This window comes from Kitasatospora sp. NPDC088351 (genome assembly GCF_040685575.1).
Classification (GTDB): Bacteria; Actinomycetota; Actinomycetes; order Streptomycetales; family Streptomycetaceae; genus Kitasatospora.
On the sequence record NZ_JBFBIL010000062.1, the window covers coordinates 17,782 to 44,684 of the forward strand.

Consider the following 26,903-nt stretch of genomic DNA (forward strand, 5'->3'; position numbering starts at 1 on the left):
AACGGCAACCGGATGGCGCACCACACTAACGGCTCTCGATGGCCTCGTTGTTCGCGGTGTCCGTGCAGAGGCGGTACGCCCGGTCCGGCGGGGATGTCCGGAACGCGAAAGCGCCCCACCAGCACGGTGAGGCGCTCGTCCTGCTGTGCGGTTGTCGAAGAGTCAGAGAGGGTCAGGGGCCGACCCGGTCAGACCGCGCTCTTCTTGAGCCGACGGCGCTCGCGCTCGGAGAGGCCGCCCCAGATGCCGAACCGCTCGTCGTTGGCGAGGGCGTACTCCAGGCACTCGGAGCGGACCTCACAGGCGAGGCAGACCTTCTTGGCCTCGCGGGTGGAGCCGCCCTTCTCGGGGAAGAAGGACTCCGGGTCGGTCTGGGCGCACAACGCGCGCTCCTGCCAACCGAGTTCCTCTTCGTCCTCCTCGATGCCGTCACCGATCAACAGCTCAAAGAGCTCGCTCATGTGGCGCGCCTCCTCTGCCCCTATTGGCGTCCCCGTGGTTGCCGTTGCCTCGTGCGGCGGACGACACGAGTGAAATTACAGTTGCGTCACTCTGGCTCAGTCAAGCCGAGCTCTGGTATTGGGGCCAGGATTCACTCCCCGGCACCAAGCCATTACGAATAGTGTACATATCTGGACACATCGGACTTACCGCCCGAACGCCTCGGATGCCGAGGAACCATCCGCAACCATCCGCCGAGTGACACACGGTCATCGCCACAGGTCGGTCATCGGGCTGCCTTCCCGGCGATCTTCCCATCGAAACATAGAGGGTGATTTATCACCCCATCCGGTGGTTCGTGACTGATCTCGCCCGAATGTCCTAGCTCCCGAGTTGACACCGCCCCTAGGGATGCGGTCTCCTTTGTCCCATGTCAGAGTTCGCCAGCCCCCGGAGCGGTTCCGCGCTCCGCCCTGCCGTGAACTCCTGTTGTCGCCTCTGTTCCTGCTGTATCTAGGCGCCCGCAGTCCCACCGCGCGCCGCCCAGGAAGCACAGAGGCCGCCCGCGATTCCCACCCCAGGACATCCCGGATCCGGCTGATCCCCTGACGAACCAGCCGTATACGAGGACGACTCCCGTGCGTATGACCCGCATCCGCAAGCGGAACCGCGACCGCAACAAGCTCGCCCGCCGAGGCCTCGCGCCGACCACCCCGGCCCCCGCGCCCGGCGCCCGCCCCGCCCGCCGCTGGGCCGACGGCCTCAGCGACGTCTCCATCGCCGGCGACCCGCTCGCCTTCCCGCACCTGGCCCGCACCGATCTGCCCGGCCACCCCACCACCGTCGCCGGCTACGCCCAGCTGGCCCGCGAGATCGCCGCCGACCGCGCCCGCTGGGAGCCGCTGGTCCGCTACGACGCGCTCACCCGCTGGTACGCCCGGCTGGAGACCGGCCCCGGCTACGAGGTCTGGCTGCTCAGCTGGCTGCCCGGCCAGAGCAGCGGCTTCCACGACCACGGCGAGTCCTCCGGCGTGATGACCGTCGTCCAGGGCGAGCTGGTCGAGCGCTCGCTGACGCACGCCGGCGAGGGCGCGCGAACCCTGCGCCCCGGCGGGCAGCGGGTGTTCTCCTCCGGCTACCTGCACGAGGTGGTCAACGGCTCGCTGGAGCCCGCGGTCTCCATCCACGTCTACACGCCGGGCCTCACCGCGATGAACCAGTACGCGGCCACCGCCGTCCCCGAGCAGCAGGCCGAGCCGCGCACCCAGGCGGGCGCCGACGCCCACTGACGCCACGCCGCCGACCCGGCCGACGGACCGGGCTGACGGGCAGTCGGACCGTGGCAGGATGGGCGCATGCGCATCGTGGCACTGGCAGGCGGAATCGGCGGAGCGCGCTTCCTGCGCGGACTCCGGGAGGTCGTCGGCCCGCAGGACGAGATCACCGTCATCGGCAACACGGGCGACGACATCCACCTCTTCGGCCTCAAGGTCTGCCCCGACCTCGACACCGTGATGTACACCCTCGGTGGCGGCATCCACGAGGAACAGGGCTGGGGCCGGGCCGACGAGACCTGGTCGATCAAGGCCGAGATGAAGGAGTACGGCGTCGGCCCCGAGTGGTTCGGGCTCGGCGACCGCGACTTCGCCACCCACCTCGTCCGCAGCCAGATGCTCACCGCCGGGTACACCCTGAGCCAGGTCACCGAGGCGCTCTGCGTGCGCTGGAAGCCGGGCGTGCGGCTGCTCCCGATGAGCGACGACCGGGTCGAGACGCACGTGCGGATCACCGACCAGGACGGCACCCGGGCGATCCACTTCCAGGAGTACTGGGTCCGGCTGCACGCCGCGGTGGCCGCCGAGGCGATCATCCCGGTCGGCGCGGACACCGCCAAGCCCGCGCCCGGGGTGCTGGAGGCGATCGCCGCCGCCGACGTGATCCTCTTCCCGCCGTCCAACCCGGTCGTCTCGATCGGCACCATCCTCGCCGTGCCCGGCATCCGGGCCGCCGTGGCCGCCGCCGCCGCGCCCGTGGTCGGGCTCTCCCCGATCATCGGCGGTGCGCCGGTGCGCGGCATGGCCGACAAGGTGCTGGCCGCCGTCGGCGTCGAGGCCACCGCCGAGGCGGTGGCGCTCGACTACGGCTCCGCGCTCCTGGACGGCTGGCTGGTGGACACCGCGGACGAGGCCTCGGTCGCCGCGGTCGAGGCCGGCGGCATCGCCTGCCGGGCCGTCCCGCTGCTGATGACCGACCTCGCGGCCACCGGTGAGATGGCCCGGGCCGCGCTGGCGCTCGCCGAGCAGGTCCGCGCGTGAGCCTGCGGATCCTGCCCGTCACCGGTCTGCCCGAGGTCGAGGCCGGCGCCGACCTCGCCGTGCTGATCGCCAAGGCCGACAGCTACGAGGACGGCGACATCCTGCTCGTCACCTCGAAGATCGTCAGCAAGGCCGAGGGCCGGCTGCTGCACGCCGCCGACCGCGAGGCCGCGATCGACGCCGAGACCGTCCGGGTGGTCGCCCGGCGCGGCCCGGTCCGGATCGTCGAGAACCGCAACGGCCTGGTGATGGCCGCCGCCGGGGTGGACGCCTCCAACACCGCCCCCGGCACCGTGCTGCTGCTGCCCGAGGACCCGGACGCCTCCGCCCGCGCGCTGCGCGCCCGCCTCCAGCACCTCACCGGGCGAAGGCTCGCCGTCGTCGTCACCGACACCTTCGGCCGGCCCTGGCGCGACGGTCTCACCGATGTCGCCATCGGCGCCGCCGGGCTGTCCGTCCTGGAGGACCACCGGGGCCGGACCGACAGCCACGGCAACGAACTGGCCACGACCGTCACCGCCACCGCCGACGAACTCGCCGCCGCCGCCGACCTGGTGAAGGGCAAGGCCACCGGCGTCCCGGTCGCCGTCGTCCGGGGCCTGGCCCGGCTGGTCACCGCCGAGGACGGCGAGGGCACCCGGCCGCTGGTCCGCCCGGCCGCCGACGACATGTTCCGGCTCGGCACCTCCGAGGCGCTGCGGCAGGCCGTCACCCTGCGGCGGACCATCCGCTCCTTCACCGCCGAGCCGGTCGACGGGGCCGCCGTCCGCCGCGCGGTCGCCGCCGCCGTCACCGCGCCGGCCCCGCACCACACCACCCCCTGGCGGTTCGTCCTGCTGGAGTCCGCCGGGACCAGGACCGGGCTGCTGGACGCGATGCTCGCCGCCTGGCGGCGGGACCTGCGCGAGCTCGACGGCTGGGACGACGCGAAGATCGCCCGCCGCACCGCCCGCGGCGACGTCCTGCGCGACGCGCCCTACCTGGTGGTCCCCTGCCTGGTGATGGACGGCTCCCACGACTACCCCGACGAGCGCCGTGCCACCGCCGAACGTGAGATGTTCACCGTCGCCATCGGCGCCGCCGTGCAGAACCTCCTGGTCACCCTGGCCGGCGAGGGCTACGGCTCCGCCTGGGTCTCCTCCACGATGTTCTGCCGCGACACCGTCCGCGCCGCCCTGGACCTCCCGGCCGGCTGGGACCCGATGGGCGCCATCGCCGTCGGCCGCCCCGCCGAACCCCCGCGCGACCGCCCCGCCCGGCCCGCCGACGCCTTCATCGAGGTGCGGTAGGGCTCAGAGCCGGCGGTACACATCACGACGGTTGCCCACGTGCACGACGAGAATCACCAGCACCTCGCCGTCGATCTCGTAGATCACGCGGTAGTCGCCGGCTCTCAGCCGGTAGAGACCGTCGTGGCCACTCAGCTTCTTGACGTCAGGACCGTCGGTGCAGGGGTCGTCTCCCAGCGCGGTGAGCGCGGTGAGGATCCGCAGCACCTCGACCTGGCCGATCGTGCGCAACTGGCGCTGGGCATGCGTGGTGAAGCGGAACGCGTACTTCACGCGGCGCTCCCGGCGGAGCCCGGGGGCGAGTCGAACAGGTCCGCCAGCAGCTCGCCCATGCTCACCGTCGGATCGCCCCGGTGCTGCTCGGCCTCGCGGGCGGCGAGTTCGTCCGCGGCCTCCTCTACGGCGTCGAGGATCTCGATGGGTACCACCGCCCCGACGCGTTCGCCCTTGCGCGTGATCACGGTGATCTCGCCGGCCTCGGCCCTGGTGACGACCTCGGCGAGGTGGGCCCGGGCTTCACGGATGCTCAGTGCGTCAGCCATGCATCGAGCGTACACCCGCAGGTGTACACCGGAGGTTCCGTCGCCTATCGCCCCCGGTGGTCGTTGGGGGTCAGGCGGGGGCCGTAGCGGGGGGCGTGGGAGGCGGTGGCGAGGAGGAGGCGGCAGAGCCGGTGGCGGTGCGGGCGGTAGGGCTCCAGCAGGGCGAGCATCTGGGCGTCGTCGCTGCGGGGGCGGCCGGCCAGGGCCCAGCCGACCAGGTTGGGGAGGTGGTAGTCGCCGACCGAGACCGCGTCCGGGTCGCCGTTGCTGCGCTGGAGCGTCTCGGCGGCCGTCCAGAGGCCGATGCCGGGGACGGCGGTGAGCCGGGCGAAGGCGGCGTCGTGGCCGAGGGCGGACGCCTCCTCCAGCCGGGGTGCCAGCCGGACGGCGCGCTGGACGGTGGCGGAGCGCTTCGGGTCCACCCCCGCGCGGTGCCACTCCCAGCTGGGGACGAGCGCCCACTCGCGGGCCGACGGCGCCACCCGCATGCCCTCGGCGGGGCCGGGCGCCGGGGTGCCGAAGTCCCGCAGCAGGGTGCGCCAGGAGCGGTACGCCTCGTCGGTGGTCACCTTCTGCTCCAGGATCGCCGGCACCAGCGACTCCAGGACCAGGCCGGTGCGCCCGAGCCGGAGCCCGGCCGCCCGCCGCCGGGCCTCCCGCAGCGGGCCGGGCGGCAGCACCAGGCCCGCCGGTTCGTCCTCCGCGCCGAGCAGCGCGGGCAGCCGCTCCAGCAGCCAGTCGGCGCCCGGCCCCCAGGCCCGCGCCTCCACCTCGCCGTCGGCCGGGCGGGCCAGCACCCGCAGCGTGCCGACCCCGGCCGGGGTGCGGGAGGCCCGCCAGATCGCGCCGTCGCCGGTGGTCCGGTACGCCGGGTCGGCGGGGCCGCGCCGCAGTGGCAGCAGGGTGCGGGCCGCGTCCAGCGGGAAGCCCGGCCGCCAGCGCCGTACCGCCTCGCCCGTCACCGCCGTACGCCTCCTCCGCTGTCCCGCCCCACCGCCTTCCCCGACCATGGGGGTATGAACGATACGCGGCTGCCCGAACTGTCCCCCGGGGACCGGAGCGCGGTGCGCGCGCTCTACCACCGGGTGCTGGAGGGCTGGAACCTGCGCGACGGCCCGGCCTTCGCCGGACCGTTCGCCGAGGACGGGGAGGTGATCGGCTTCGACGGCACCCGGCACAGCGGACGGTCGGTGATCGCCGCCGAGCTGGGCCGGCTCTTCGCCGACCACGCCACCCCCGAGTACGTGGCGAGGGTGCACCGGGTACGGGCGCTCGGGCCGGGGGTGGCGCAGCTGGACGCCGTCGCGGGCCTGGTCCCGGACGACGCCGAGGACCTCGACCCGGCGCTCAACGCCCTGCAGACGGTGATCGCGGTCAACGCGGGCGCCGGCTGGCGGATCGCGCTGCTGCAGAACACCCCGGCCCGCTACGACCTGCGACCGGACCTCGCCCGGGAGCTGACCGCCGAGCTGCGCGCCCTGGTCGGGCGCGGCCCGGGGCCGGGTTAGCCCGCAGCCGGAGCAGGAGCAGGAGCTGCGTCCGGAGCAGGAGCCGGGGCCGAGTCCGGAGCAGGAGCCGGGCCCGAATCCGGAGCCGGGACTGGGTCCGGGGCCGGGGCGCCGTCGGCGTGCTGGAGACGGGCGGCCGCGGCACGGATGCCGGGGAGGCGCTCGTAGAGGACCGAACCGGGGCACTCGGTGTTGAAGCCGTCCCGGTGGCCGGAGACGGCGTCGAAGTCGGCCTTGCTGCCCTTGGGGTAGCGGCTGGCGGAGGACGCGGAGACCAGCTGGACGCGGCCGGCCGCGTCCTGGCCGGTGAGGCCGAGCTTCCAGGCGGCCGTCCGGGCGATCCCGTCCAGCAGGGGTTCCGGCGGGACGTCGGTGGTGAACGTGCCGATCGCCGCGACGCCCGCCGAGTCGGTGTTGAAGCCGAGGGTGTGCGCGCCCCGCACGGGCAGGCCGACGCCGCCCGCCCGGCCCTCGTAGACGGTGCCGCAGCGGTCCACCAGGAAGTTGTAGCCGATGTCCCGCCAGCCGTTGCTCTGTACGTGGTACTGGTACAGCGCCCTGATCACCCGGGGCGCGTCGGCGCAGTCGTACTCGGTGGCGGTGGCGGTGTGGTGGACGAAGACCGCCCGGACCGGGCCGGTGTAGACGAAGCCCTCTTCCCGCAGCGACTCGTCGGCGCCCCAGCCGGCCCGGGTGACGACGGTGGGGCGGGGGGCCTGGTGCCCGTCCGCCGGGCTCCCGGGCAGCACCTGGGCGGTGGCCGCGTCCGCGCCCTGCCCGGGGTCGACCAGTTCGACCCGCAGTCCGGGCGGCGGCCCGGCGGGGCCCGGGACGACCTCGACCGCGACACCGTCGCTCGGCCCGGTCCAGAGCGGCGCCGTCGCACCGTGCGGCGGCCCGTCGGGGCCGTCAGGGCCCTCGGCGCTGTCAGGGCCGTCGGGGCCGTCGGCGCCGTCCGTGTCCAGGTCGTGCCAGCCGCTCCAGGCGCCGGTGGCGGCGGACCGGACGCGCACCCGGACCGAGCCGTCCGCGAGCGCCGCCGCGGAGCCGTCCCAGCCGACCCCGAGCAGCTCGAACGGCCGGGTGGCGCGCGCCGCGAGGCCGCGTCCGGCGGGCCCGGCACGCCCGGTGGCCCCGGTGGATATCGCGGTCAGCGGGAGCGAGGTGACCGAGCCGCCGCCGGCCGGGGTCCGTGGCCGCGGGGCCGGTTCGGCGGCGGCGGTGACGGGCTGGAGGAGCAGGACGGCGGTGCAGCCGGCGAGAGCGGCGGCCGGAAGATGAAGGGTCATAGAAGGGATGTTCACCGCAAACAGACAGTGTCGCCACGTCACTCCCACCCGGCCCGCCTCCCCTCCCGGTGGCCCACCCGAAGGCCGTAGGCTGGGGCGCACCATGACTGCGCATTTCGCTGCCGATGCCCGAACCCCCGTCGAGCTGCTGCACGCATACCTGCGAGGTGGCACTCCCTCAGTCGACCCCGCCGCCCCGCTGGTCACCTTCTACGACGACGCGACCGGCGAACGGGTCGAGCTCTCCGCCCGGACCTTCGACAACTGGGTGGCCAAGACGGCCAACCTGCTCCAGGACGAGCTGAACGCCGGCCCGGGCGACCGCGCCGCCCTCCTCCTGCCCGCCCACTGGCAGAGCGCCGTCTGGCTGCTGGCCTGCTGGTCGGTGGGGGTGGCGGCCGTCCCGGGCGGCGAGCCCGGCACCGCCGACCTGGTGGTCAGCGGCCCGGACGGCCTGGCCGCCGCCCACGCCTGCGAGGGGGAGCGGGTGGCCCTCGCCCTGCGCCCGCTCGGCGGACGCTTCCCCCAGCGCCCGGACGGCTTCCTCGACTACGCCGCCGAGGTGCCCGGCCAGGGTGACCGCTTCGCGCCGTACTCCCCCGTCACCCCGGACGCGCCCGCGCTGGAGACCGAGGTCGACGGGCTGCCGCTGAAGCTGACCGGCGAGCAGACCGTCGCGCTGGCCCGCGAGGGCGCCGTCCGGCTCGACCTGGGGCCCGGCGACCGGGTGCTGTCCACGCTCTCGTACGACGACTGGACGGGCCTGGAGGCCGGACTGCTCGCGCCGCTGGCGGCCGGCGCCTCGGTGGTGCTCTGCCGCAACTCGCAGGACCTGACCGCCGAGCAGTGGGAGAAGCGGGCGGAGTCCGAACGGGTGACACTGCGCCTCGGGTAACCCCCGGGTCCGGCCCGGCGGGTAGGGATCCCTGCCATGGCCGAGGACGACACCGAGCACCCCCCGACCGAGCGCCCCCCGCCCGGGGCCTCCCCGACCCCGGGCCTCCCCGACCCGGACGCGCCGAAGCCGGACGTCCCCCGGCCGGGCTCCCCGACCGCACCCGGACGAGGGCGCCGGCGGTGGCTGATGATCACCGCCGGCGCCTTCGCCTTCCTGCTGGTCGCCTCCGGCGCACTGCTCTGGATCGCCTACCGCAAGCTCGACGGCAACATCGGCACCGACACCGCCACCGACCGGCTGCTGGCCCAGCTGGAGGCCGAGCGGCCCAGCCGGACCGCCGGGGCCAAGGGTGCCGAGAACATCCTGCTGATCGGCAGCGACGACCGGACGGGCGCGAACGCCTCGTACGGCGAGGCCGGCGGCCGGCGCTCGGACACCACGATCCTGCTGCACCTGGCGGCGGACCGGAAGCACGCGACGGCGGTCTCCATCCCGCGCGACGTCATGGTCACCGTCCCGGCCTGCGAGAAGCCGGACGGCACCCGGAACAAACCCGGGCTGATGCAGTTCAACTGGGCGTTCGAGATCGGCGGCGCGGCCTGCTCGATCCGCACCGTCGAGCAGCTGAGCGGCATCCGGATCGACCACCATGTGATCCTCGACTTCACCGGCTTCAAGTCGATGGTGAACGCCGTGGGCGGGGTCGAGGTGTGCGTCCCCCAGCCGATCCACGACAAGGACGCCAGGCTGGACCTGCCGGCCGGGCGGCTGACCCTGAACGGCGAGCAGGCGCTCGGCTACGTCCGGGCCCGGGAGACCCTCGGCGACGGCAGCGACACCCAGCGAATGGGGCGTCAGCAGCAGTTCCTGGCGTCGCTGATCCGCAAGGCGCAGTCGCAGGGCGTGCTGCTGAACCCGGCCAGGCTCTGGCCGGTGCTGGACGCCGCGACCTCCTCGGTGAAGGCCGACGGGGGCCTCTCCTCGCTGGGCGCGCTCTACGACCTCACCCAGGACCTGCGCGACATCCCCTCGGCGAACGTGGTGTTCCTGACCGCGCCGCGCCGCCCGTACCGCTTCGACTCGGACCGGGACGAGTTCGTGCAGCCGCAGACCACCCAGCTGTTCACCACGCTGCGCGACGACCGTCCGGTCGTCGTCCGCCCGCCGGGCTCCGTCACCGCCCGGGGCACCGGACCCGCCACCGGACCGGGCGCCGGGGCGACCGCGTCCGCCGCAGCCGGCTCGGACGGGACCGCCCAGACTGCCGAGGCGTCAGCCGACCCGTCCGCCTCGCCCACGTTCGAGGGACGCACCGCCGATGTGGACGCCTGCGCAGCGCACTGACCCGCCCGGCACCGGGCACTGATCGCAGGTCAGGGTCACTCTTTTGTGTGCGGATCATTCCTTCGAAGGCTTTCGAGGGAAATTCCCGGACCCTGATTTACCTGGTGAATTGACGCCCGGGAACATGGCGGAGATCACATCAGGAACAATTCCCCCACGCGACTCGTCTAGTGTGTCCGGGTCGGCGCGCGGCATCCGCGCACCGGCCCGTGGACCGGTCGGAGGGAGGGAAGCCCCGTGCAGCAGGACCAACAGGAGGTCGACCCCGCCGACCAGTGGGTGCTCGATCCGGAGACCGGGCAGTACCGGCTCGACCCCGCCGCCGCCATCCCGCCGCAGCGCCGCCGGAAGCCCGCCCCGGAGCCGTCGGCGGCCGCCGCACCCCCGCCGGGCCGTCGCGACGGCGGCGGCCGGGCCGCCCACCGCAGGGCCGGCGCCGCCAAACGGAGCCGTCGGCGGCGGGTGCTGAAGTGGACGGCCGGGATCGGCGCGATGGTCCTGGCGGCCGGCTGCGGCGGCGCGTACTACGTGTACCAGCACCTCAACAGCAACATCACCGCCGTCAAGGTGCAGCTGGGCAGCGAGGAGGAGCGGCCCAAGGCGGCCGGCGACGCGCTGAACATCCTGGTGCTCGGCACCGACAGCCGGGAGGGCCTCGGCCGCGAGTACGGCGACGAGGGCAGCGCCGGACACGCCGACACCACCCTGCTGTTCCATGTCGCCAAGGACCGCAGCAATGCGACCGTGATCAGCATTCCGCGCGATCTGATGGTGCCGATCCCGGAATGCCAGAGCGGTGACGGCAAGAAAATCCCGGGCTCGACGCGCGCGATGTTCAACACCAGTCTCGGTCAGGACGGCCGTGACCCGGGGTGCAGCTGGAAGACCGTCGAGAAGGTGACGGGCATTCGGGTCGACCACTTCGTGATGGTCAACTTCGAAGCCGTGAAGACGCTCTCCGCCGCCGTCGGCGGGGTCGAGGTGTGCGCGGCCAAGGACATCAACGACCCCGACTCGCACCTGAAGATGAGCAAGGGCCGGCACGTGGTGCAGGGCGACGAGGCGCTGGCCTTCGTCCGCACCCGGCACGCCGTCGGCCTGGGCGGGGACCTCACCCGGATCCCGCTCCAGCAGCAGTTCATCAGCTCGATGATCCGCGCCGTCAAGAGCGGCGACACCCTGACCAACCCGGCCAAGCTGTGGAAGCTCGCCGACGCCGCCACCAAGGCGCTCACCGTGGACTCCGGGATCGGCAGCGTCGACAAGCTGAAGGACCTGGCGCTGGACGTCAGCAAGGTGGACACCAAGAACATCACCTTCGCCACCGTGCCGGTGCTGGACGACCCCAAGGACAAGGACCGGCTGGTGCTCAAGCAGCCGGACGCCGGGCAGCTGTTCTCGATGATCGCGAACGACCGCTCGCTGACCGAGACGGCCACCCCGGCCGCCCCCGCCACGCCCGGGGCCGGCGCCCCGACCACCCCCGCCCCCGGGCCGACGGCCACCACCCCGGCCGTGGACACCAAGGGCCTCCGGGTGACGGTGCGCAACGGCAGCGGGACGCCCGGGCAGGCCCAGCAGGCCGTCGACAAGCTCCAGGCGAAGGGCTTCACCAGGGCCGCCACCGGCGCCAACATGCCTGCCACACCGGCCAGTTCGGTGTCCTACCCGGCCGGCCGGTCGACCGAGGCGGCCGCGCTGGCCGCCGCCCTCGGCCTGCCCGCCGACGCGGTCAGGGAGGACCCGAAGGCCGGCACCAGGGACGCTCTGGTGCTGGCCCTCGGCAAGGACGTGCTGGCGGCTCCCGCGAACCCGGCCGCCGTGCCGACCGAGGCACCCAAGGACCTTCAGCGCGTCCAGGCCGACGACACCGACGCCTGCGCCAAGTAGGCCGCTCGGGCCTCGGCGAGGAGGCCGCCCGTCTCCCGGCACTCCTCGCCGGTGCGCGGGCAGCGCCAGCGGCCGGGGCCGTCGGGCTCCAGCGGCTCGCCGGCCCGGCCGACCCACTTGATCCGGCGGGCCGGTACACCGGCGACCAGGGCGAAGTCCGGGACGTCCCGGTGGACCACGCCGCCCGCCGCCACCAGCGCCCGGCGGCCGGCCGTCACCCCGGTGACCAGGACGGCGCGGCCGCCGGCCGAGCAGCCCTCGCGGAGCGTCACGCCCTGGGCGTGCCAGTCGTCCCCGCGCTTCAGCCGGCCGTCCTCGACCACCGACCGGGGGTGGAGGTCGTTGGTGAGCACGGCCGCCGGGCCGATGAACACCCCGTCCTCGGCCATCGCGGGTTCGTGGACCAGCGCGTGGTTCTGGAGTTCGACCCGGTCCCCGATCCGCACGCCGGGGCCGACGTGGGCGCCGCGTCCGATGACGCGGTCGGCGCCGATCACCGCGTCCTCGCGCACCTGGGCGAGGTGCCAGACCGTCGTCCCGGCGCCGAGCACCGCCCGTCCGTCCACGTCCGCGCCCGGCTCGACACGGGCACCGACGACGGACCCGCCCTCGACTGTCCCCATGGCGACCGGCGATAGCGCCGGGCGGCGGGTCAGGAGGGCGGGTCGGTGGGATCGGCCGGACTGCGGTCGGCCGGGCTGCGCCGGGTCAGCGGCCCTCGGTCACCACGTCCGTGGCGGACGGGGCGCGGCTGCCGATCACCCGGCGGGCCAGCGAGCTCGGCGAGGTGAGGAAGCCGAAGCCCCAGCTGAGGTGCATGGTCGCGAAGGCCACCGGCAGCATCGCCTTCGCCTTCGGCGCCAGCCCGCGGCCCTCGACCAGCGCGCCGCCGACGATGCCGAGCAGGTAGGCGCCGGGCACCGCGAGGAAGACCGGGTGGACGGCGGCACCGAGCACCAGCCCGAGCGTCACGCCGACGAAGGCGGCCGGCGGGGCGAGGTAGCGGAGGTTGACCGAGCCCTTGTGGTAGCGGGTGACCACCCGGCGCCAGCGGCCGTAGTCCTTGTACTGCTTCGCCAGCGCCCGCACGCTCGGCCGGGGCCGGTAGGTGACCCGCAGCTGCGGGGTGAACCAGACCAGTCCGCCGTCCTGGCGGATGCGGTAGTTGAGCTCCCAGTCCTGGGCGCGGACGAACTCCTCGTTGTAGCCGCCCAGCTTCTCCAGCACCTCGCGCCGGAACACCCCGAGGTAGACGGTGTCCGCCGGGCCGGCCAGGCCTCCGGTGTGGAAGGCGGCGTTGCCGACGCCTATCTTCGAGGTCATCGCGGCGGCGACCGCGTTCTCCCACTCGGTCTCGCCCTCGGCGTGCATGATGCCGCCGACGTTGGCGGCCTCCATCTCGCCGAGCAGCCGGACCGCGGTGGTGATGTACCCCGGGGTGAGCAGGCCGTGCCCGTCGACGCGGACCACGATCGGATGGCTGGAGCCGCGGATCGCGGCGTTCAGCCCGGCGGGGGTGCGGCCGGTGGGGTTCTCCACCGTCCTGACCCTCGGGTCCTCGGCGGTCAGCTCGGCGGCGATCTGCGCGGTGCGGTCGGAGGACGGACCGAGGGCGATCACCACCTCCATCGGCCCGGCGTAGTCCTGTTCCAGGATGTGCCGGACGGCCGTGCGCAGGTGTCGTTCCTCGTTGAGCACCGGCATGATCACGGAGACCGCCGGCAGCTCCTCAGCAGCCTTGGTGTTCATCGGGGCCAACCGTACCGGTGCGGGCGGGTCGCCGTCTTGTCCCGGTCTGGGCGGCTCCTCGTACCCCTCGCTGAAGGAACGTTTCGCCAATCAGGCCCACCGTACTACCCACCCCCGGCGCGCCCTCACCCGGCCTAGTGCGAGCCACCCCTACCATCCGAGAGATGCCCGTCTCCCCCCTCTCCGCCCGTCCCCGGCGGCGCCGCTCCTGGCCCCGCCGGCTGGCCGCAGGCATCGCCTTCGCCGTCCTCACCACCTCCTGCGGCGGCTGGGCGGTGCTGCACGGCCTCGGCTCGATCGACCGGGTCGACGCCTTCGGCGGCGACCAGGCCAGACCGGCCGACGACGGGGCCACCACCTTCCTGGTGGTCGGCACCGACGACCGCTCGGGCATCCCGGAGAAGACCCTCAAGGAGGTGCTGCACGCCGGGGGCGAGTCCTGCCGCTGCACCGACACCATGATGATCGTCCAGCTCGCCAGGGACGGCGCCCGGGCCAGCGTGGTCAGCATCCCGCGCGACTCCTACGTGGACATCCCCGCGCACCGCGACCCGGCCACCCGCAAGGAGGTGCCGGCCGGCAAGGGCAAGATCAACGCCGCGTACGGGATGGGCGGGCCGCAGCTCACCGTCGCCACCGTCGAGCAGAACACCGGGCTGCGGATCGACCACTACCTCCAGGTGGACTTCGCCGGGTTCGTCTCCGCCGTGGACGCCGTCGGCGGGGTGCGGGTCTGCACCGCCAAGCCGCTGAAGGACGAGTACTCCGGGCTCGACCTGCCGGCCGGCACCAGCACCCTGGACGGCGCCGGGGCGCTCAAGTACGTCCGCGCCCGGCACGTCGACGGCAGCTCCGACCTCGGGCGGATGCACCGGCAGCAGCGGCTCGTCGCCCAGCTGATGCACCAGGTGACCAGCGGCGGCACCCTGCTCAACCCGGTCCGGCTGGCGCGGGTCACGGACAGCCTGCTGGGCTCGGTCAAGGCCGACAAGGACCTCACGGCGGACGAACTGATCACCCTGGCGACCAGGATGAAGGACCTCTCGGCGGGCAAGGCGGACTTCGCCACGGTGCCGCTGGCGCAGCTGGACCACCAGGTGAACGGCTGGGGCTCGACGGTGCTCTGGGACCAGGCGGGGGCCAAGGCCCTGTTCGACGCCGTCCGGGACGGGCGGCCGCTGGACGAGGCGGTTCCCACGGCGGCGCCCACCGCCGCCCCCACAGCGGTTCCCCCGACGGCCCCCGCCACCGCGCCGGCCGCCAAGCCCGCCGTGACGCCCGAGCAGGTGCACGTCCAGGTGTTCAACGCGGCCGGGACCGCCGGGCTCGGCTCCCGGGTCGACGGCGACCTGCGACGGGCGGGCTTCGCGACCACCGGCGCGCCGTCCAACGCCCCGGCGGGCGGGCCGGCCGCGCGGACGGCGATCCGGTACGACCCGCGCTGGGACGAGTCGGCCCGGACGCTGGCCGCCGCCCTGCCGGGCGCCGAGCTGACGGCCGTCGCGGGGCTCGGGCCCACCCTCCAGGTGTACGCGGGCACCGCCTACCAGACGCCCCCGAGCCCCACCACCGGCCCGGCCGCCGGCGCACCGTCGGTTCCCCCCGCTCCCCCGGTGCCCTCCGCCGCCACGACCGTGACCGCCGACAAGGCGGCGGACATCCTCTGTCCCTGACCGCCCCGGATCGCCCCGACCTCCCCGACCGTCCCGGCCCGGGCCGGACACGCCGCGGGGGCCGGATGCGGTGTCGCACCCGGCCCCCACGGTCCCCCGTCCCCCCGGTTCCCCCCGTTCCCCCTGCCCCGCCCATGCCCTCCCCGGCGCTGTCCCCCGGCCGGGAAGGCCCCCGTGGCGGGGTCAGTCCGTCGCGATCGCCGCGAGGACGTTCATCCGCCCGGCCCGGAAGGCCGGGACGAGAGCGGCCAGCAGACCGATGACCACCGAGGCGGCCAGCGTCGCGACGATCGTGCCGACCGGCACGGCCAGCGTCGCCAGCCCCTGGTCCTTCAGCACCTGCTGCCCGGTGATGCCCCAGGCCAGGCCGAGGCCGGTGCCGAGGACGGCCCCGAACAGGGCGATGACCACGGACTCCAGCCGGATCATCCGGCGCAGCTGGCGGCGCGAGAGGCCGATCGCCCGCAGCAGGCCGATCTCCCGGGTGCGCTCGACCACCGACAGCGCCAGGGTGTTGACCACGCCGAGCACCGCGACCACGATCGCCAGGCCGAGCAGGCCGTAGACCATGTAGAGCAGGGTGTTGACCTGGCCCTGCACGAGGTCCTTGTAGCCGGCCTGGTCCTTGATGCCGAGCTGCGGGTACTCCTTGAGCGAGTCCTCCAGCGCGGCGAGCGTCCTGGTGATGTCCGCTCCGGCGGCGGCCGTGCCGTAGACCGAACTGTCGAGCGGCAGCTCGGCCGCCGGGACGGCCTTGGCGACGGTGTCGATGGCCACGAAGACGGCGCCGTCGAAGAGCGAGCCCTTGGCCAGCACGACCCCGACCGGCAGCGACTGGACGTGGCCCTTGGCGTACTCGACCTTGATGGTGTCGCCGACCTTGAGGTTGCGCTCCTTGGCGTACTCCTCGCCGACCGCCAGCGAGCCCTGCTGGACCGAGGCCGCCGTACCGGACGTGACCGGGAGCCGGAAGTCGTCGGTGAAGCGCTCCGACACCGCGGCGAGGAAGGACTTCGTCGTGTTGCCGTCCGGCGTGGTGAGCTTCGCCGGCATGTTCTTCTGCTCGGTGACGTGGTCCAGGCCGGGGGTGTTCCGCGCGGCGGTGACCATCTCGGCGCTGAGGCCGGTCCGGCCGCCCGAGATGATGTAGTCCGCGCCGACCGACTTGTCGATCTGCTCGGTGGAGGACTTGACCATCGAGGAGGTGAACACCGAGGCGCCGATCACCAGCGCCAGCCCGATCATGAGCGCGCCGGCGGTGGCACCGGTACGCCGCGGGTTGCGCATCGCGTTGCGCTGGGCGAGCTTGCCGGACGGGCCGAACAGGGCGGGCAGCAGCGCGCCGAGCACCCGGATCACGGCGGTGGCCAGCAGCGGGCCGAGGACGACGAAGCCGAGCAGGGTGAGCAGGACGCCCAGGCCCAGGTACGCCCCGCCGGTGGCCGCCTTGTCGGCCTTGGCGGCCAGCACCAGCAGTCCGCCGCCACCCGCCGTCAGGACGAGGCCGATCACCGTGCGGACGGTGTTGGACCGGCCCTCGGCCGGGGTGCCGTGGTCGCGCAGGGCGGCGATCGGCGCGATCCTGCTGGCCCGGCGGGCCGGGAACCACGCCGCCACCAGGGTGACCCCGACGCCCAGCAGGTAGCCGTACACCACCGCGTCCGGCCCGATCTGCAGGTCGTCGGTGTTGAGGTTCATGCCGACGGCCTTCATCAGCTGCATCAGGCCGACGGCGAGGCCGAGCCCCGCGCCGATGCCGATGGTGGAGCCGAGCACGCCGAGGATCAGCGCCTCCACCAGCACCGAGCGGTTCACCTGCTTGCGGCTGCCGCCGACGGCGCGCAGCAGCCCGATCTCCCGGGTGCGCTGGGCGACCAGCATGGAGAAGGTGTTGACGATCAGGAAGCCGCCGACCAGCGCCGAGACGACCGCGAAGCCGAGCATCGCGTTCTTCATGAAGCCGAGGAAGGAGCCGATGCTCTTGTTGTTCTCCTCCTTCTGCTCCGCCGCCGTCTTGATCTGGTAGCCGCCGCCCGTCGTGCCGGCCGCGTCGGCCTTGAGCTGGTCGTTGCTGCGGCTGCCGTCGCCGAAGACCTCGACGGAGGTGTACGCGGTGGTGCCGAGCAGGACCTGCTGCGCGGTGGCGGTGTCCAGGAAGGCCAGCGCCGCGCCCGGGTTGGTGGTCTTGAAGGAGACGATGCCGACGATGGAGAAGTCGTGCTTGCCCTCGACGGTGATGACGCGGAGCCTGCCGCCGAGGCCGAGCCCGGCCTTCTTGGCCGTGTCGGCGTCCAGCACGATCTGGTCGGGGCCCTGCGGCGCATGGCCGCTGGTGACCTCCACCGAGCTGCGCGGGGTGTCCGTCCAGCTGCCGGTCAGGGTCGGCGCACCGCTGGTCGGGCCGACGGCCTTGTTGGTGACCGGGTTGACCAGGGTGGCGTTGGCGATCATGATCTGGCCGATGGCCTGCTTCACGCCGGTGGTGGCGGCCACCTTCTGGACGACGTCCACCGGCAGGGTGGCGGTCCTGCCGCGCGCGTCGTCGTCCTCCTCGCCGTCGAGGCCGGTCTTGGCGGGCTGGACGGATATGTCGGAGGCGGTCGAGGCGAAGAGCCGGTCGAACGTGCCGGTGGCGGTGTTGGAGAACACCAGGGTCCCGGAGACGAACGCGACCGACAGGACGACCGCGATCAGGGAGAGTGCCATCCGCCCCTTGTGGGCGAAGAAGCTTCTCAGTGAGGTCTTGAGCAGCATGGTTCCGGTTCCCCGCTCAGCTCGTGCGCTTGCCGTCGAAACGGCGCATGCGTTCGAGGACGGAGTCGGCGGTGGGGGCGTACATCTCGTCGACGATCACACCGTCGGCGAGGAACAGCACGCGGTCCGCGTAGCCGGCGGCGACCGGGTCGTGGGTGACCATGACGATGGTCTGGCCCAGTTCGTCCACCGAGCGGCGCAGGAAGGTCAGCACCTCGGCGCCGGCCCGGGAGTCGAGGTTGCCGGTGGGCTCGTCGCCGAAGATGATCTCGGGGCGGGCGGCCAGCGCCCGGGCCACCGCGACGCGCTGCTGCTGGCCGCCGGAGAGCTGGGTCGGACGGTGCTTGAGGCGGCCCGCCAGGCCGACGGTCTCCACGACCTGCTCCAGCCAGGCGGTGTCCGGCTTGCGGCCGGCGATGTCCATCGGGAGCGTGATGTTCTCCAGCGCGTTCAGCGTCGGGAGCAGGTTGAAGGCCTGGAAGATGAAGCCGATCTTGTCCCGGCGCAGCCTGGTCAGCTGCTTGTCCTTCAGGCCGGTGATCTCGGTGTCACCGATCCAGATCCGGCCCTCGGTGACGGTGTCCAGGCCGGCCAGGCAGTGCATCAGGGTCGACTTGCCGGAGCCGGAGGGGCCCATGATCGCGGTGAAGCGGCCGCGCTGGATGTCGACGTCCACCGCGTCCAGCGCGGTGACCCTGGTCTCGCCCGAGCCGTAGGCCTTGGTCACCTGCCGGGCCGAGGCCGCGACACCGGCGTCGCCGGCGGGAAGCTGGGGGTCGTACACGGCTGCTGCTGCCGTCGTCACTGAAGTCTCCTAAGAAGTGGGCCCACCCGTTGCCCCCAGCCTCGCCGCCCCCGCCTGTCCTGCGACATGGCGGAGGCGGTAGTCCTCGACCGGGAGTTAGCACCACCCATCGCGTGTGGCCGGCTCCGGTTCCGCTGAGCCTCGCCCTCGTTCGCACGAGTGGGGATAAGGACAACGTTAGGAGCGGCCCGCGGATCACTCGTCATCCGCCGGGATGAAGCGGCCCAACCGGAGATGTACGGGGAGGGGCGCCCCTCCCCCTAGGGGTAGCGGCGCCCCTCCTCAGGGTCGGCCCGTACGGGAGAATTCCTGACGGTGCGTCAATTATCCTCAGGCGGTGAGGGCGGGTGCGGCGAGCCGCTCCAGCGCGGTCGCGAACGCCTCGACCACCGGCGTGAGCAGCACGTCCGTCTCCCGCTCGATGGTGGTGCCGCCGTCCTCCCCGACGGTGATGTGGCGGTCGAGCACGAACCAGCCCTGGGTGATGTGGCCGGCGCCCATCGAGCTGAGCACCGGGCGCAGCGCGTAGTCCACCGCCAGCACGTGCGCGGCGGAGCCGCCGGTGGCCAGCGGCAGGACGGCCTTGCCGGTCAGCGCGTACTGCGGCAGCACGTCGAGCAGGGTCTTCAACAGGCCCGAGTAGGCCGCCTTGTAGACCGGGGTCCCGATGACCACGCCGTCCGCCCGCGCGAACAGTTCGGTGGCCGCGACTATGTCGGGGTGGGAGAAGTCCCCCGAGAGCAGGGCGTGCGCGGGCAGGCTGCGCACCTCGAACGGGACGACGTGGTGGCCCCGGGCTTCGAGCCGCGCGTCGACGTGGCGCAGCAGGCGGGTGGTGCGGGAGGTCGCGGACGGGGAGCCGGAGACGGACAGGACGGTGGCCATGGGGTTCACCTCGGGGCAGGAAGCGGGGACGGCGCTACGACGGCGGAGCGTCGGGAAGGACGGAAACGGCGCAACGCTGAAGCCGCCGCAAGGCGGCGGCGGAGCGGGGAGGACGGAGAGGGTTCGACGGGCGCGCGTCAGCCACGACAGAGGGAGCAGGACACACGCTGAAGGTCGACGTGACGCCGACGCGTGAGAGTCCATCGCTGATCCATGGCAGTCATGCAAACACGCAGCGTTCCGGCCGGTCAAGGATCGTTCCGGCTGGTGAACACAGGGTGAGACGCATGGTGAGACGGCCGCGGCCGCACCGGGCCGGGCCGCGGACCCGGTCGGGGCCCGGCCGCGGGCGCTTCGGGACGATGCGGTGGAACGATCCGGCCCGTGCATCAAAACCGCCACAAGGGGCCTGGTGGGGGCCCCGGGGGGAGTCACCGCGGCCGGCGTCGGGCATCCTCTCCCACATGAACACGTGGCAGGAGGGCCGCCCGGGGGGCGGCGGGAACCCGTACGGCGGCGGCAACGGTGGTGGCGGCGGCGCGTACGGGCGCGGCGGCGGCTCGGGGGCCGAGCCGCCGCTGCCGTCGTCGCTGAACCCGCGCGGCCCGGGCGCTCCGGCGCCGCGCCGGCCGCAGCCGGCCGGGCAGCCGGCCCGGACGCCCGCGCAGTCGCCAGTGGCCCCGCAGGGCTACGGGCCGCCGCCGCAGGGGTACGGGCAGCCGGCCCGGCCCGGGGGCGTACCGCCGCAGGGTCCGGGGGCGCCCGGCCGGCCTGGTCCGGGCGGGCCGGGCGGGCCCGGCGGTCCGATAACCCCGGGCGGCACCCGTCCGCCCGCCACCCCTGGCCCGTCGCGCTGGCCCCGGCGCCGCATCGTCAAGTGGTCGGTCTTCGGCGTCCTGACCGCCCTGATGGTCACCTCGGTCTCCACCTGGTTCTGGGCCGACTCCAAGCTGAACCACGAGAACGTGCTCGCCGACTACCCCGGCCGCCCGGCCGCCGGGAAGGGCACCAACTGGCTGATCGTCGGCTCCGACAGCAGGGACGGCCTCTCCGACTCCCAGGAGGAGGACCTGCACACCGGTCACGCGGGCGGCAAGCGCAGCGACTCGATGATGATCCTGCACGTCGGGGACAACGGGAACACCCTGATGAGCATCCCCCGGGACTCCTGGGTGCCGATACCGGAGCACCCCGGCGACAACGGAAAGACCGTCAAGTCGTCGACGGCGAAGATCAATTCGGCCTTCGCGGCCGGTGGCGGAAAGCTGCTCACCCAGACCGTCGAAACGAACACCGGCATCCACATCGACCACTACGCCGAGATAGGCTTCGCCGGCTTCGTCGGCATCGTCGACTCGATCGGCGGCGTGGACATGTGCATCGAGCAGGACGTCAAGGACAAGGACTCCGGCCTCGACCTCAAGGCCGGCTGCCAGAACCTCACCGGCACCCAGGCCCTCGCCTTCGTCCGGCAGCGCCACCAGATGGCCGACCAGGACCTCGGCCGCATGCGCAACCAGCAGAAGTTCCTCGGCGCCCTCGCCAAGCAGGCCGCCTCCCCCCTCACCGTGCTCAACCCGTTCACCTTCTACCCGCTGGTGGACTCCGGCCTCGGCACCCTGATCGTCGACGACGACGCCGGTCTGACCGACCTCGGCTCCCTCTTCCTCGCGATGAAGGACGTCAACGGCGGTGACGGCAGGAGCATCACCGTCCCGATCGCCGACCCGAACTACCGCACCAACACCGGTGAGTCCGCGGTCAAGTGGGACACCGCCAAGGCCAAGCAGGTCTTCGACGCCTTCAAGAACGACACGGCGGTCCCCGAGTTCAAGTGACCGTTCCCGGGTCCGGGTGACCGACAGACGTGACGCCGGGTGACCGCACGGACACAATGGGTGGATGTCTCTCGTCACCGCACTCATCTACCGCCGCCGCCACCGCCTCCTGGGCCGCCTGGTCCAGGAGGCGCTCGCCCTGTACGGGGTGGAGGTGCCCGCGGCGGTCGACATCGGGCCCGGGCTGGCGGTGTTCCACCGCGGCTTCGGCACCGTCCTGCACCCGTACACCACGCTCGGCGCCGGCGTGACGCTCTACAACGGCGTGACGATCGGCCGGGCCGACCCGTGGGTGCCGCAGGAACTCAGCGCGATGCGGCGGGTGGTGGTCGAGGACGGCGCGGTGCTGTGCGCGGGCGCCAAGGTGGTGTGCAAGGCGGGCGTGCTGACCGTCGGCGCCGGCACCGTCGTCGGCGCAAACGCCGTCCTCACCCGCTCCACCGGCCCCGGCGAGATCTGGGCGGGCGCCCCGGCCCGCAAGGTGGGTGTACGCGAAGGGACCTGGGCCCCGGCCGCCACTCCCTGACCGCACCCCGCGCCCCGGGCCGGCCCGCACGGGACGGTCGGCATGCGGCGGGGCGGGCCCACCCCAGCGGACCCGCCCCGATCACCGGACGCGGCCTCGGACCCGAGGCCCGGGGTCACTTGATGTAGACGCTGGCCCCGAACTCGAAGGTGCGCTCCTCGCCCGGGCGGACGATGCCCAGCACCCGGCCCCGGCAGTCCGCGTGCTCGTAGACGTAGGCGACCTCGTTGGTGTCGTTGGTGACCGACAGCGGCCAGCGCTCGCTGTCGTAACAGCCGCTCGGGTTCTGGTACCGGTGGCCGCTGACGTACAGGTTGCCCGACGCGGCGAGGGCGGCGGCGGGGACGGCCAGGGCCATCGCTCCGGCCGCGGCGAGGGTGGCGCACACGGTTGCGAGACGTCGCATGGTCGATACCTCCGGGGAAGGGGTGACGAAGGAACGGGGGCTCCCGTCTTCGTGGCAGTCCGTACCCGGGTCGCCACGTTCCGAAAGCACAGGTCACCCGCACGCGCATCTCGAACCCGGGGACGTACGGCCGACCGGCCCACCGACGGCGCCCAGCCAGTGCCCAGGCGGTGCCCAGCCCGTGCCCAGGGAGGGATTACCGGCTGGTCCGTATGCAATTCACCAAAACGGGGGAATTGCTTATCCAGAAGTTTGCCGAGTTCCCGGGTGACCGTCCGGACGGCCAATCGGCCTAACCCTCCACCTGTGCGGGGAATGTGAACTTCCATTCGATTTTTCGTGCGGTTCCAGTGTGTCGTCCGCGTGTTCACACGCCGAAACACGGTCCCCACCTGCGGATTCACCAATTCGGCCGAGTGGCCGACTCCCCCAGGCCAATGGTCGGGATGGATGATGAGAATTTCCTTTGGTCTCGCCATTTCCGCATCCGCGCACGCCCGGGGCGAGTCATGGTGAATGGGCGCGGCATCCGTCCGATACCCCCATCGAGATCGTCGCGCGCTGCCGCTCCCGTGCGGGGGAACGGCTCATCCGCGTCGTCATTCTGTACACGGATCTGAGGAAGAAACTCCTATGGACGCACACGAGAACACGGGCGGGGCGGGCACCTTGCGCCGACCCGCGCCGGGCCGTGCAGCCGGCTGGCCGGTGGCCGAAGCGCCGGAGCCCCGCAGCCTGCTGGACATCCTCGCCAGAACCGCCGGAACCCACCCGCACGCGCCGGCGCTGGACGTCGGCGGAACGGCCCTCGACTACCGGGCGCTGCTGCACGAGGTCGAGCGGTTCGCCGACCGGCTGGCCGCGCACGGCATCGGCACCGGCGACCGGGTGGGCGTCCGGGTCCCCTCGGGCACCGCCGACCTGTACGTGGCGATCCTGGCCGTGCTGCGGACCGGCGCCGCCTACGTCCCGGTCGACGCCGACGACCCGGACGAGCGGGCCGAGTTGATCTGGCAGGACGCCCGGGTCTGCGCGGTGATCGGTGCGGGCGGGCAGCTGACCGCCGATCCGCGGTGCGCGCCCGGCGGCCGGCCCGGACGCCCCTCCCCCGCCGACGACGCCTGGATCATCTTCACCTCCGGCACCACCGGCCGGCCCAAGGGCGTCGCGGTCACCCACCGCTCGGCCGCGGCCTTCGTGGACGCCGAGGCCCGGATCTTCCTGCGGGAGCGCCCGCTCGGCCCCGGCGACCGGGTGCTGGCCGGTCTCTCCGTCGCCTTCGACGCCTCCTGCGAGGAGATGTGGCTGGCCTGGCGGCACGGCGCCTGCCTGGTGCCCGCGCCCCGCTCGCTGGTCAAGGCCGGGACGGACCTCGGCCCGTGGCTGGTCGAGCGCGGCATCACGGCGGTCTCCACCGTGCCCACCCTGCTGGCGCTCTGGCCCGACGAGTGCCTGGACGCCGTCCGGCTGGTCATCGTCGGCGGCGAGGCCTGCCCGGCCGAGCTGGTCGAGCGGCTGGCCGCGCCCCACCGCGAGTTCTGGAACACCTACGGCCCCACCGAGACCACCGTGGTCGCCACCGCCGCCCGGCTGCTGCCCGGCGAGCCGGTGCGGATCGGCGCCCCGCTGGACGGCTGGGAGATCGCCGTGGTGGACGCCACGGGCCACCCGGTGGGCTGGGACGAGACCGGCGAGCTGCTGATCGGCGGCGTCGGCACCGCCCGCTATCTGGACCCGGCCAAGGACGCCGAGAAGTTCATCGCGCATCCGCGGCTCGGCAGCGCCCGGGTGTACCGCAGCGGCGACCTCGTCCGCAACGACCCGCGCGGCCTGGTCTTCGTCGGCCGCGCCGACGAGCAGGTCAAGCTGGCCGGCCGCCGGATCGAGCTCGGCGAGGTGGACGCCGCGCTCCAGGCGCTGCCCGGGGTCCGGGCGGCCGCCGCCGCGGTGCGGACCACCCCGGCCGGGGGCCAGCTGCTGGTCGGGTACCTGGTACCGGGCCCGGGCGGCACGCTCGACCTCGCCGCCGCCCGCCGCACCCTGCTGGAGCGGCTGCCGCAGTCCCTGGTACCGGTGCTGGCGGTGCTGGACGACCTGCCCACCCGCACCTCCGGCAAGGTCGACCGGAACGCGCTGCCCTGGCCGCTCGCCCCGGCCGGCCCGCAGCCGGAGGCCGGGCCCCGCCCGGACGGCACGGCCGGCTGGCTGGCCGGGCAGTGGGAGGCGCTGCTCGGCCAACCCGTGGGCGCCGACGGCGACTTCTTCGCCCTGGGCGGCACCAGTCTGGCCGCCGCCAAGCTGGTCTCCGTGCTGCGCGCCCGTTACCCCGACGTCTCGGTCGCCGACCTCTACGCCCACCCCACCCTGCCCGGTCTCGCGGCCCGGCTGGACGAGCTGGGCGGCGGTCCACACGAGGAGCGCCGGGTGCGCCCCACCCCGCTGCGCGCGGGTCTCTGGCAGACCCTGGTGCTGGCCGCGCTGTTCACCCTCGGCGGGCTGCGCTGGGTGCTGGCCCTGGCCGCGCTCGACAACCTGACCGGGGGCAACCTGACCTGGGCCCCGAAGACGTCCTGGTGGCTCGTCATCACCGGGCTGCTGCTGCTCTCCAGCGCGCCCGGCCGGATGGCGCTCGGCGCCGGTACCGCCCGTCTGCTCACCGCCGGTCTGCGGCCCGGGAGTTACCCCCGGGGCGGCGCCGTCCACCTGCGGGTGTGGACGGCCGAGCGGGCGGCGGTCGCGTTCGGGGTGGCCGGTCTCTCCGGCACACCGTGGGCCCGGCACTACGCGCGGGCCCTGGGCTGCGAGGTCGGCGAGGGCGTGGATCTGCACACCCTGCCGCCGGTGACCGGCCTGGCCCGGCTGGGCGCGGGCTGCACCGTCGAGGGCGAGGTCGACCTGGCCGGCTGGTGGCTGGACGGCGATGTGCTGCACCTCGGAACGGTGGAGATCGGCGAGGGCGCCCGGATCGGCACCCGGTCCACCCTGATGCCCGGCGCCCGGGTCGGGGCCGGTGCGGACATCGCCCCCGGCAGCTGCGTCCTGGGCGTCGTCCCGGCGGGCGGGTTCTGGCACGGCTCCCCCGCCCGGCCCAGCACCGAACCGCGCCCGGCCTGGCCCGCGCCGAACGGGCCGCGGCTGCGCCGCCGCGCCCGTTCCCGCCGCTGGGACCTGGCGTACGGGCTGGGGCTGCTCGGCCTCGGCCTGCTCCCGGTGGTCGCCGCCGCCCCCGCGCTCGTCCTGCTCTACTCGATCATCGACGGTGACCGCACGCTCGGCGGCGCGCTGATCCAGCTCCTGCCCGCCAGCGTGCTGCTGACCGTGGTGACGGTCGCCTGCTACGCCGGACTGGTGGCGCTGCTGGTCCGGCTGTTCAGCCGGCCGATCCGGCCCGGCTTCCACCCGGCACACGGCAAGGTGGCCTGGTGCGTCTGGGCGGTCAGCCGGCTGACCGACACCGCGCGCCGCTCGCTCTTCCCGTTCTACGCGAGCCTGTTCACCCCGGTCTGGCTGCGGATGCTCGGCGCCAAGGTCGGCCGCCGGGTGGAGGCCTCCACCGTGCTGGCGCTGCCCGGGCTGATGCAGGTGGACGACGGCGCGTTCCTGGCCGACGACACGCTGATCGCGCCGTTCGAGCTGCGCGGCGGCTGGCTGCGGGTCGGCCCGGCGCGCGTCGGGCGCCGGGCGTTCGTGGGGAACTCCGGCATCGTCGGCCCAGGCCGCACCCTGCCCGACCACGCCCTGGTCGGCGTCCTCTCGGACGCGCCGGTGCGCAGCCAGCCCGGCTCCTCCTGGCTGGGCCGCCCCGGTTTCGCCCTCCCCCGGGTGGCGGACGCGGGCGAGGACAGCCGCACCTACAACCCGCCGCGCCGGCTGGTGCTGGCCCGGGCGGCGGTGGAGCTCTGCCGCTTCATCCCGCTGGCGCTCGCCGTCGTCCTCGGCAACCTGGTCTTCGGTGCGCTCCAGGAGCTGCGGGACCGCTACGGGCTGGCCGTCTCGCTGGCCGGCGGCGGCGTGGTGCTGATCGCCGCCGCGATCGCCGCCTGCCTGGTCACCACGGTGGCGAAGTGGCTGCTGGTCGGGCGTTTCAAGGCCGCCGAGCACCCGCTCTGGTCCAGCTTCGTCTGGCGCAACGAGCTGTACGACACCTTCGTGGAGGATCTCGCCATGCCGTGGGGCGGGCAGACGCTGACCGGCACGCCGTACCTCAATTTCTGGCTGCGGAGCCTGGGTGCCGAGATCGGCCGCGGGGTCTGGTGCGAGACGCACTGGCTGCCGGAGAGCGACCTGGTCGCGGTCGAGGCGGGCGCGAGCGTCAACCGGGGCACGGTGCTGCAGACCCATCTGTTCCACGACCGGGTGATGCGGCTGGACGCCGTGCGGCTGCGGGCGGGCGCCACCACCGGCCCGCACAGCATCGTGCTGCCGGGCTCGACGCTGGGCGCCGGCACCACGGTCGGGCCCGCCTCGCTGGTGATGCGCGGTGAGAAGGTCCCGGACGGGGGGCGCTGGCTGGGCAACCCGATCGCCGCCTGGCCGGTGGCCGCGGCCACCGCCGCGGCCGTGGCGGAACCGCCGGAGACGCCGCGTCGGGCCGCGGCGGAGGCGGAGTACGTCAGGGTGCGGTAGTCGTCACGGACGGCACGACGCACCGGGTGTCGGCCGCCGTAACCGCGCTTGGCGACCAGCCGTAGTCCCGTTTCGAAGTCGAAGACGCCGGCCGCGAGCAGGGCGTTGTACTCGCCCAGACTGTG

General features: G+C 73.7%; 23 protein-coding genes. 11 read left to right on the forward strand and 12 right to left on the reverse strand.

Translation table 11 applies throughout. The annotated features are described in order from the left end of the window. Positions 1-188 precede the first annotated feature (188 nt). Complete coding sequence (locus AB0P06_RS30825) at positions 189-461, reverse strand: WhiB family transcriptional regulator (protein ID WP_238862849.1); 273 nt, start codon at positions 459-461, stop codon at positions 189-191. A gap of 618 nt (positions 462-1,079) precedes the next feature. Between AB0P06_RS30825 and AB0P06_RS30830 the strand changes: the two genes are divergently transcribed. From AB0P06_RS30830 to AB0P06_RS30840, 3 genes are all read left to right on the forward strand, one after another. After that, the gene (locus AB0P06_RS30830) at positions 1,080-1,730 is read left to right on the forward strand and encodes a cysteine dioxygenase family protein (protein ID WP_363613121.1); all 651 of its coding nucleotides are present in this window, start codon (positions 1,080-1,082) and stop codon (positions 1,728-1,730) included. A gap of 66 nt (positions 1,731-1,796) precedes the next feature. Then, positions 1,797-2,756: a 2-phospho-L-lactate transferase gene (cofD, locus tag AB0P06_RS30835; RefSeq protein ID WP_363613123.1), complete on the forward strand. Its 960-nt coding sequence runs from the start codon at positions 1,797-1,799 to the stop codon at positions 2,754-2,756. Next, positions 2,753-4,045, forward strand: a complete 1,293-nt coding sequence (locus tag AB0P06_RS30840; RefSeq protein ID WP_363613125.1) for a coenzyme F420-0:L-glutamate ligase — start codon at positions 2,753-2,755, stop codon at positions 4,043-4,045. Before cofD ends, AB0P06_RS30840 begins: the two co-directional genes overlap by 4 nt. A 3-nt stretch (positions 4,046-4,048) precedes the next feature. Here AB0P06_RS30840 and AB0P06_RS30845 read toward each other — a convergent pair whose 3' ends face one another. Genes AB0P06_RS30845 through AB0P06_RS30855 form a run of 3 tightly spaced genes read right to left on the reverse strand, consistent with a single transcriptional unit; the run spans position 4,049 to position 5,549 of the window. Further along, positions 4,049-4,318: a type II toxin-antitoxin system RelE/ParE family toxin gene (locus AB0P06_RS30845; RefSeq protein WP_363613127.1), complete on the reverse strand. Its 270-nt coding sequence runs from the start codon at positions 4,316-4,318 to the stop codon at positions 4,049-4,051. Next, complete coding sequence (locus AB0P06_RS30850; RefSeq protein ID WP_363613129.1) at positions 4,315-4,587, reverse strand: type II toxin-antitoxin system prevent-host-death family antitoxin; 273 nt, start codon at positions 4,585-4,587, stop codon at positions 4,315-4,317. The genes AB0P06_RS30845 and AB0P06_RS30850 overlap by 4 nt, the downstream gene beginning before the upstream one ends. A 44-nt stretch (positions 4,588-4,631) precedes the next feature. Then, a complete protein-coding gene (locus AB0P06_RS30855) occupies positions 4,632-5,549 on the reverse strand; it encodes a DNA-3-methyladenine glycosylase 2 family protein (protein ID WP_363613131.1) in 918 nt (305 codons plus the stop codon). A gap of 54 nt (positions 5,550-5,603) precedes the next feature. On the opposite strand from AB0P06_RS30855, the gene AB0P06_RS30860 reads away from it, so the two are divergent. Further along, positions 5,604-6,095: an SgcJ/EcaC family oxidoreductase gene (locus AB0P06_RS30860; RefSeq protein ID WP_363613133.1), complete on the forward strand. Its 492-nt coding sequence runs from the start codon at positions 5,604-5,606 to the stop codon at positions 6,093-6,095. Here AB0P06_RS30860 and AB0P06_RS30865 read toward each other — a convergent pair. Further along, complete coding sequence (locus tag AB0P06_RS30865; protein WP_363613135.1) at positions 6,092-7,384, reverse strand: peptidoglycan recognition protein; 1,293 nt, start codon at positions 7,382-7,384, stop codon at positions 6,092-6,094. The two genes, AB0P06_RS30860 and AB0P06_RS30865, sit on opposite strands and share 4 nt — an antisense overlap. 103 nt (positions 7,385-7,487) lie before the next feature. Between AB0P06_RS30865 and AB0P06_RS30870 the strand changes: the two genes are divergently transcribed. The 3 genes from AB0P06_RS30870 to AB0P06_RS30880 all read left to right on the forward strand — a co-directional run bounded on the left by AB0P06_RS30870 (position 7,488) and on the right by AB0P06_RS30880 (position 11,516). Continuing rightward, positions 7,488-8,279 carry a TIGR03089 family protein gene (locus AB0P06_RS30870; RefSeq protein WP_363613137.1) on the forward strand — a complete coding sequence of 264 codons (792 nt, stop codon included), beginning with the start codon at positions 7,488-7,490 and terminating at the stop codon, positions 8,277-8,279. Between the two features lie 36 nt (positions 8,280-8,315). Beyond that, positions 8,316-9,626, forward strand: coding sequence for an LCP family protein (locus AB0P06_RS30875; RefSeq protein WP_363613139.1), 1,311 nt, complete (start codon positions 8,316-8,318; stop codon positions 9,624-9,626). 237 nt (positions 9,627-9,863) lie between these two features. Further along, complete coding sequence (locus tag AB0P06_RS30880) at positions 9,864-11,516, forward strand: LCP family protein (RefSeq protein WP_363613141.1); 1,653 nt, start codon at positions 9,864-9,866, stop codon at positions 11,514-11,516. On the opposite strand, the gene AB0P06_RS30885 is transcribed toward AB0P06_RS30880, so the two are convergent. Both AB0P06_RS30885 and AB0P06_RS30890 read right to left on the reverse strand, forming a co-directional pair. Next, the gene (locus tag AB0P06_RS30885; RefSeq protein ID WP_363613143.1) at positions 11,474-12,139 is read right to left on the reverse strand and encodes an N-acetyltransferase; all 666 of its coding nucleotides are present in this window, start codon (positions 12,137-12,139) and stop codon (positions 11,474-11,476) included. The two genes, AB0P06_RS30880 and AB0P06_RS30885, sit on opposite strands and share 43 nt — an antisense overlap. A gap of 85 nt (positions 12,140-12,224) precedes the next feature. Continuing rightward, positions 12,225-13,265, reverse strand: coding sequence for a glycosyltransferase family 2 protein (locus AB0P06_RS30890; protein ID WP_363613145.1), 1,041 nt, complete (start codon positions 13,263-13,265; stop codon positions 12,225-12,227). A gap of 164 nt (positions 13,266-13,429) precedes the next feature. Between AB0P06_RS30890 and AB0P06_RS30895 the strand changes: the two genes are divergently transcribed. Further along, positions 13,430-14,938 (forward strand): LCP family protein, encoded by a 1,509-nt coding sequence (locus AB0P06_RS30895; RefSeq protein WP_363613147.1) that lies wholly within the window; start codon positions 13,430-13,432, stop codon positions 14,936-14,938. Positions 14,939-15,121: 183 nt separating this feature from the next. Here AB0P06_RS30895 and AB0P06_RS30900 read toward each other — a convergent pair whose 3' ends face one another. The 4 genes from AB0P06_RS30900 to AB0P06_RS30915 form a co-directional block, all read right to left on the reverse strand. Next, positions 15,122-17,692, reverse strand: a complete 2,571-nt coding sequence (locus tag AB0P06_RS30900) for an FtsX-like permease family protein (protein ID WP_363613149.1) — start codon at positions 17,690-17,692, stop codon at positions 15,122-15,124. 16 nt (positions 17,693-17,708) lie between these two features. Further along, positions 17,709-18,476, reverse strand: a complete 768-nt coding sequence (locus tag AB0P06_RS30905; RefSeq protein WP_363613161.1) for an ABC transporter ATP-binding protein — start codon at positions 18,474-18,476, stop codon at positions 17,709-17,711. A 351-nt stretch (positions 18,477-18,827) separates the two neighbouring features. Continuing rightward, positions 18,828-19,382 carry an NADPH-dependent FMN reductase gene (gene ssuE / locus AB0P06_RS30910; protein ID WP_363613151.1) on the reverse strand — a complete coding sequence of 185 codons (555 nt, stop codon included), beginning with the start codon at positions 19,380-19,382 and terminating at the stop codon, positions 18,828-18,830. Between the two features lie 137 nt (positions 19,383-19,519). Further along, positions 19,520-19,606: a putative leader peptide gene (locus AB0P06_RS30915; protein WP_352297720.1), complete on the reverse strand. Its 87-nt coding sequence runs from the start codon at positions 19,604-19,606 to the stop codon at positions 19,520-19,522. Between the two features lie 240 nt (positions 19,607-19,846). Here AB0P06_RS30915 and AB0P06_RS30920 point away from each other — a divergent pair, with 240 nt between their 5' ends. Together AB0P06_RS30920 and AB0P06_RS30925 are read left to right on the forward strand one after the other, a co-directional pair. Beyond that, entirely contained in the window at positions 19,847-21,220 is a 1,374-nt protein-coding gene (locus AB0P06_RS30920; protein ID WP_363613153.1) for an LCP family protein, read from the forward strand. Between the two features lie 64 nt (positions 21,221-21,284). Then, complete coding sequence (locus AB0P06_RS30925) at positions 21,285-21,746, forward strand: hypothetical protein (RefSeq protein WP_363613155.1); 462 nt, start codon at positions 21,285-21,287, stop codon at positions 21,744-21,746. Between the two features lie 115 nt (positions 21,747-21,861). Here AB0P06_RS30925 and AB0P06_RS30930 read toward each other — a convergent pair whose 3' ends face one another. Then, the gene (locus AB0P06_RS30930; RefSeq protein ID WP_363613157.1) at positions 21,862-22,152 is read right to left on the reverse strand and encodes a hypothetical protein; all 291 of its coding nucleotides are present in this window, start codon (positions 22,150-22,152) and stop codon (positions 21,862-21,864) included. A 633-nt stretch (positions 22,153-22,785) separates the two neighbouring features. Between AB0P06_RS30930 and AB0P06_RS30935 the strand changes: the two genes are divergently transcribed. Further along, positions 22,786-26,778: a Pls/PosA family non-ribosomal peptide synthetase gene (locus AB0P06_RS30935; RefSeq protein ID WP_363613159.1), complete on the forward strand. Its 3,993-nt coding sequence runs from the start codon at positions 22,786-22,788 to the stop codon at positions 26,776-26,778. Positions 26,779-26,903: the final 125 nt, after the last annotated feature.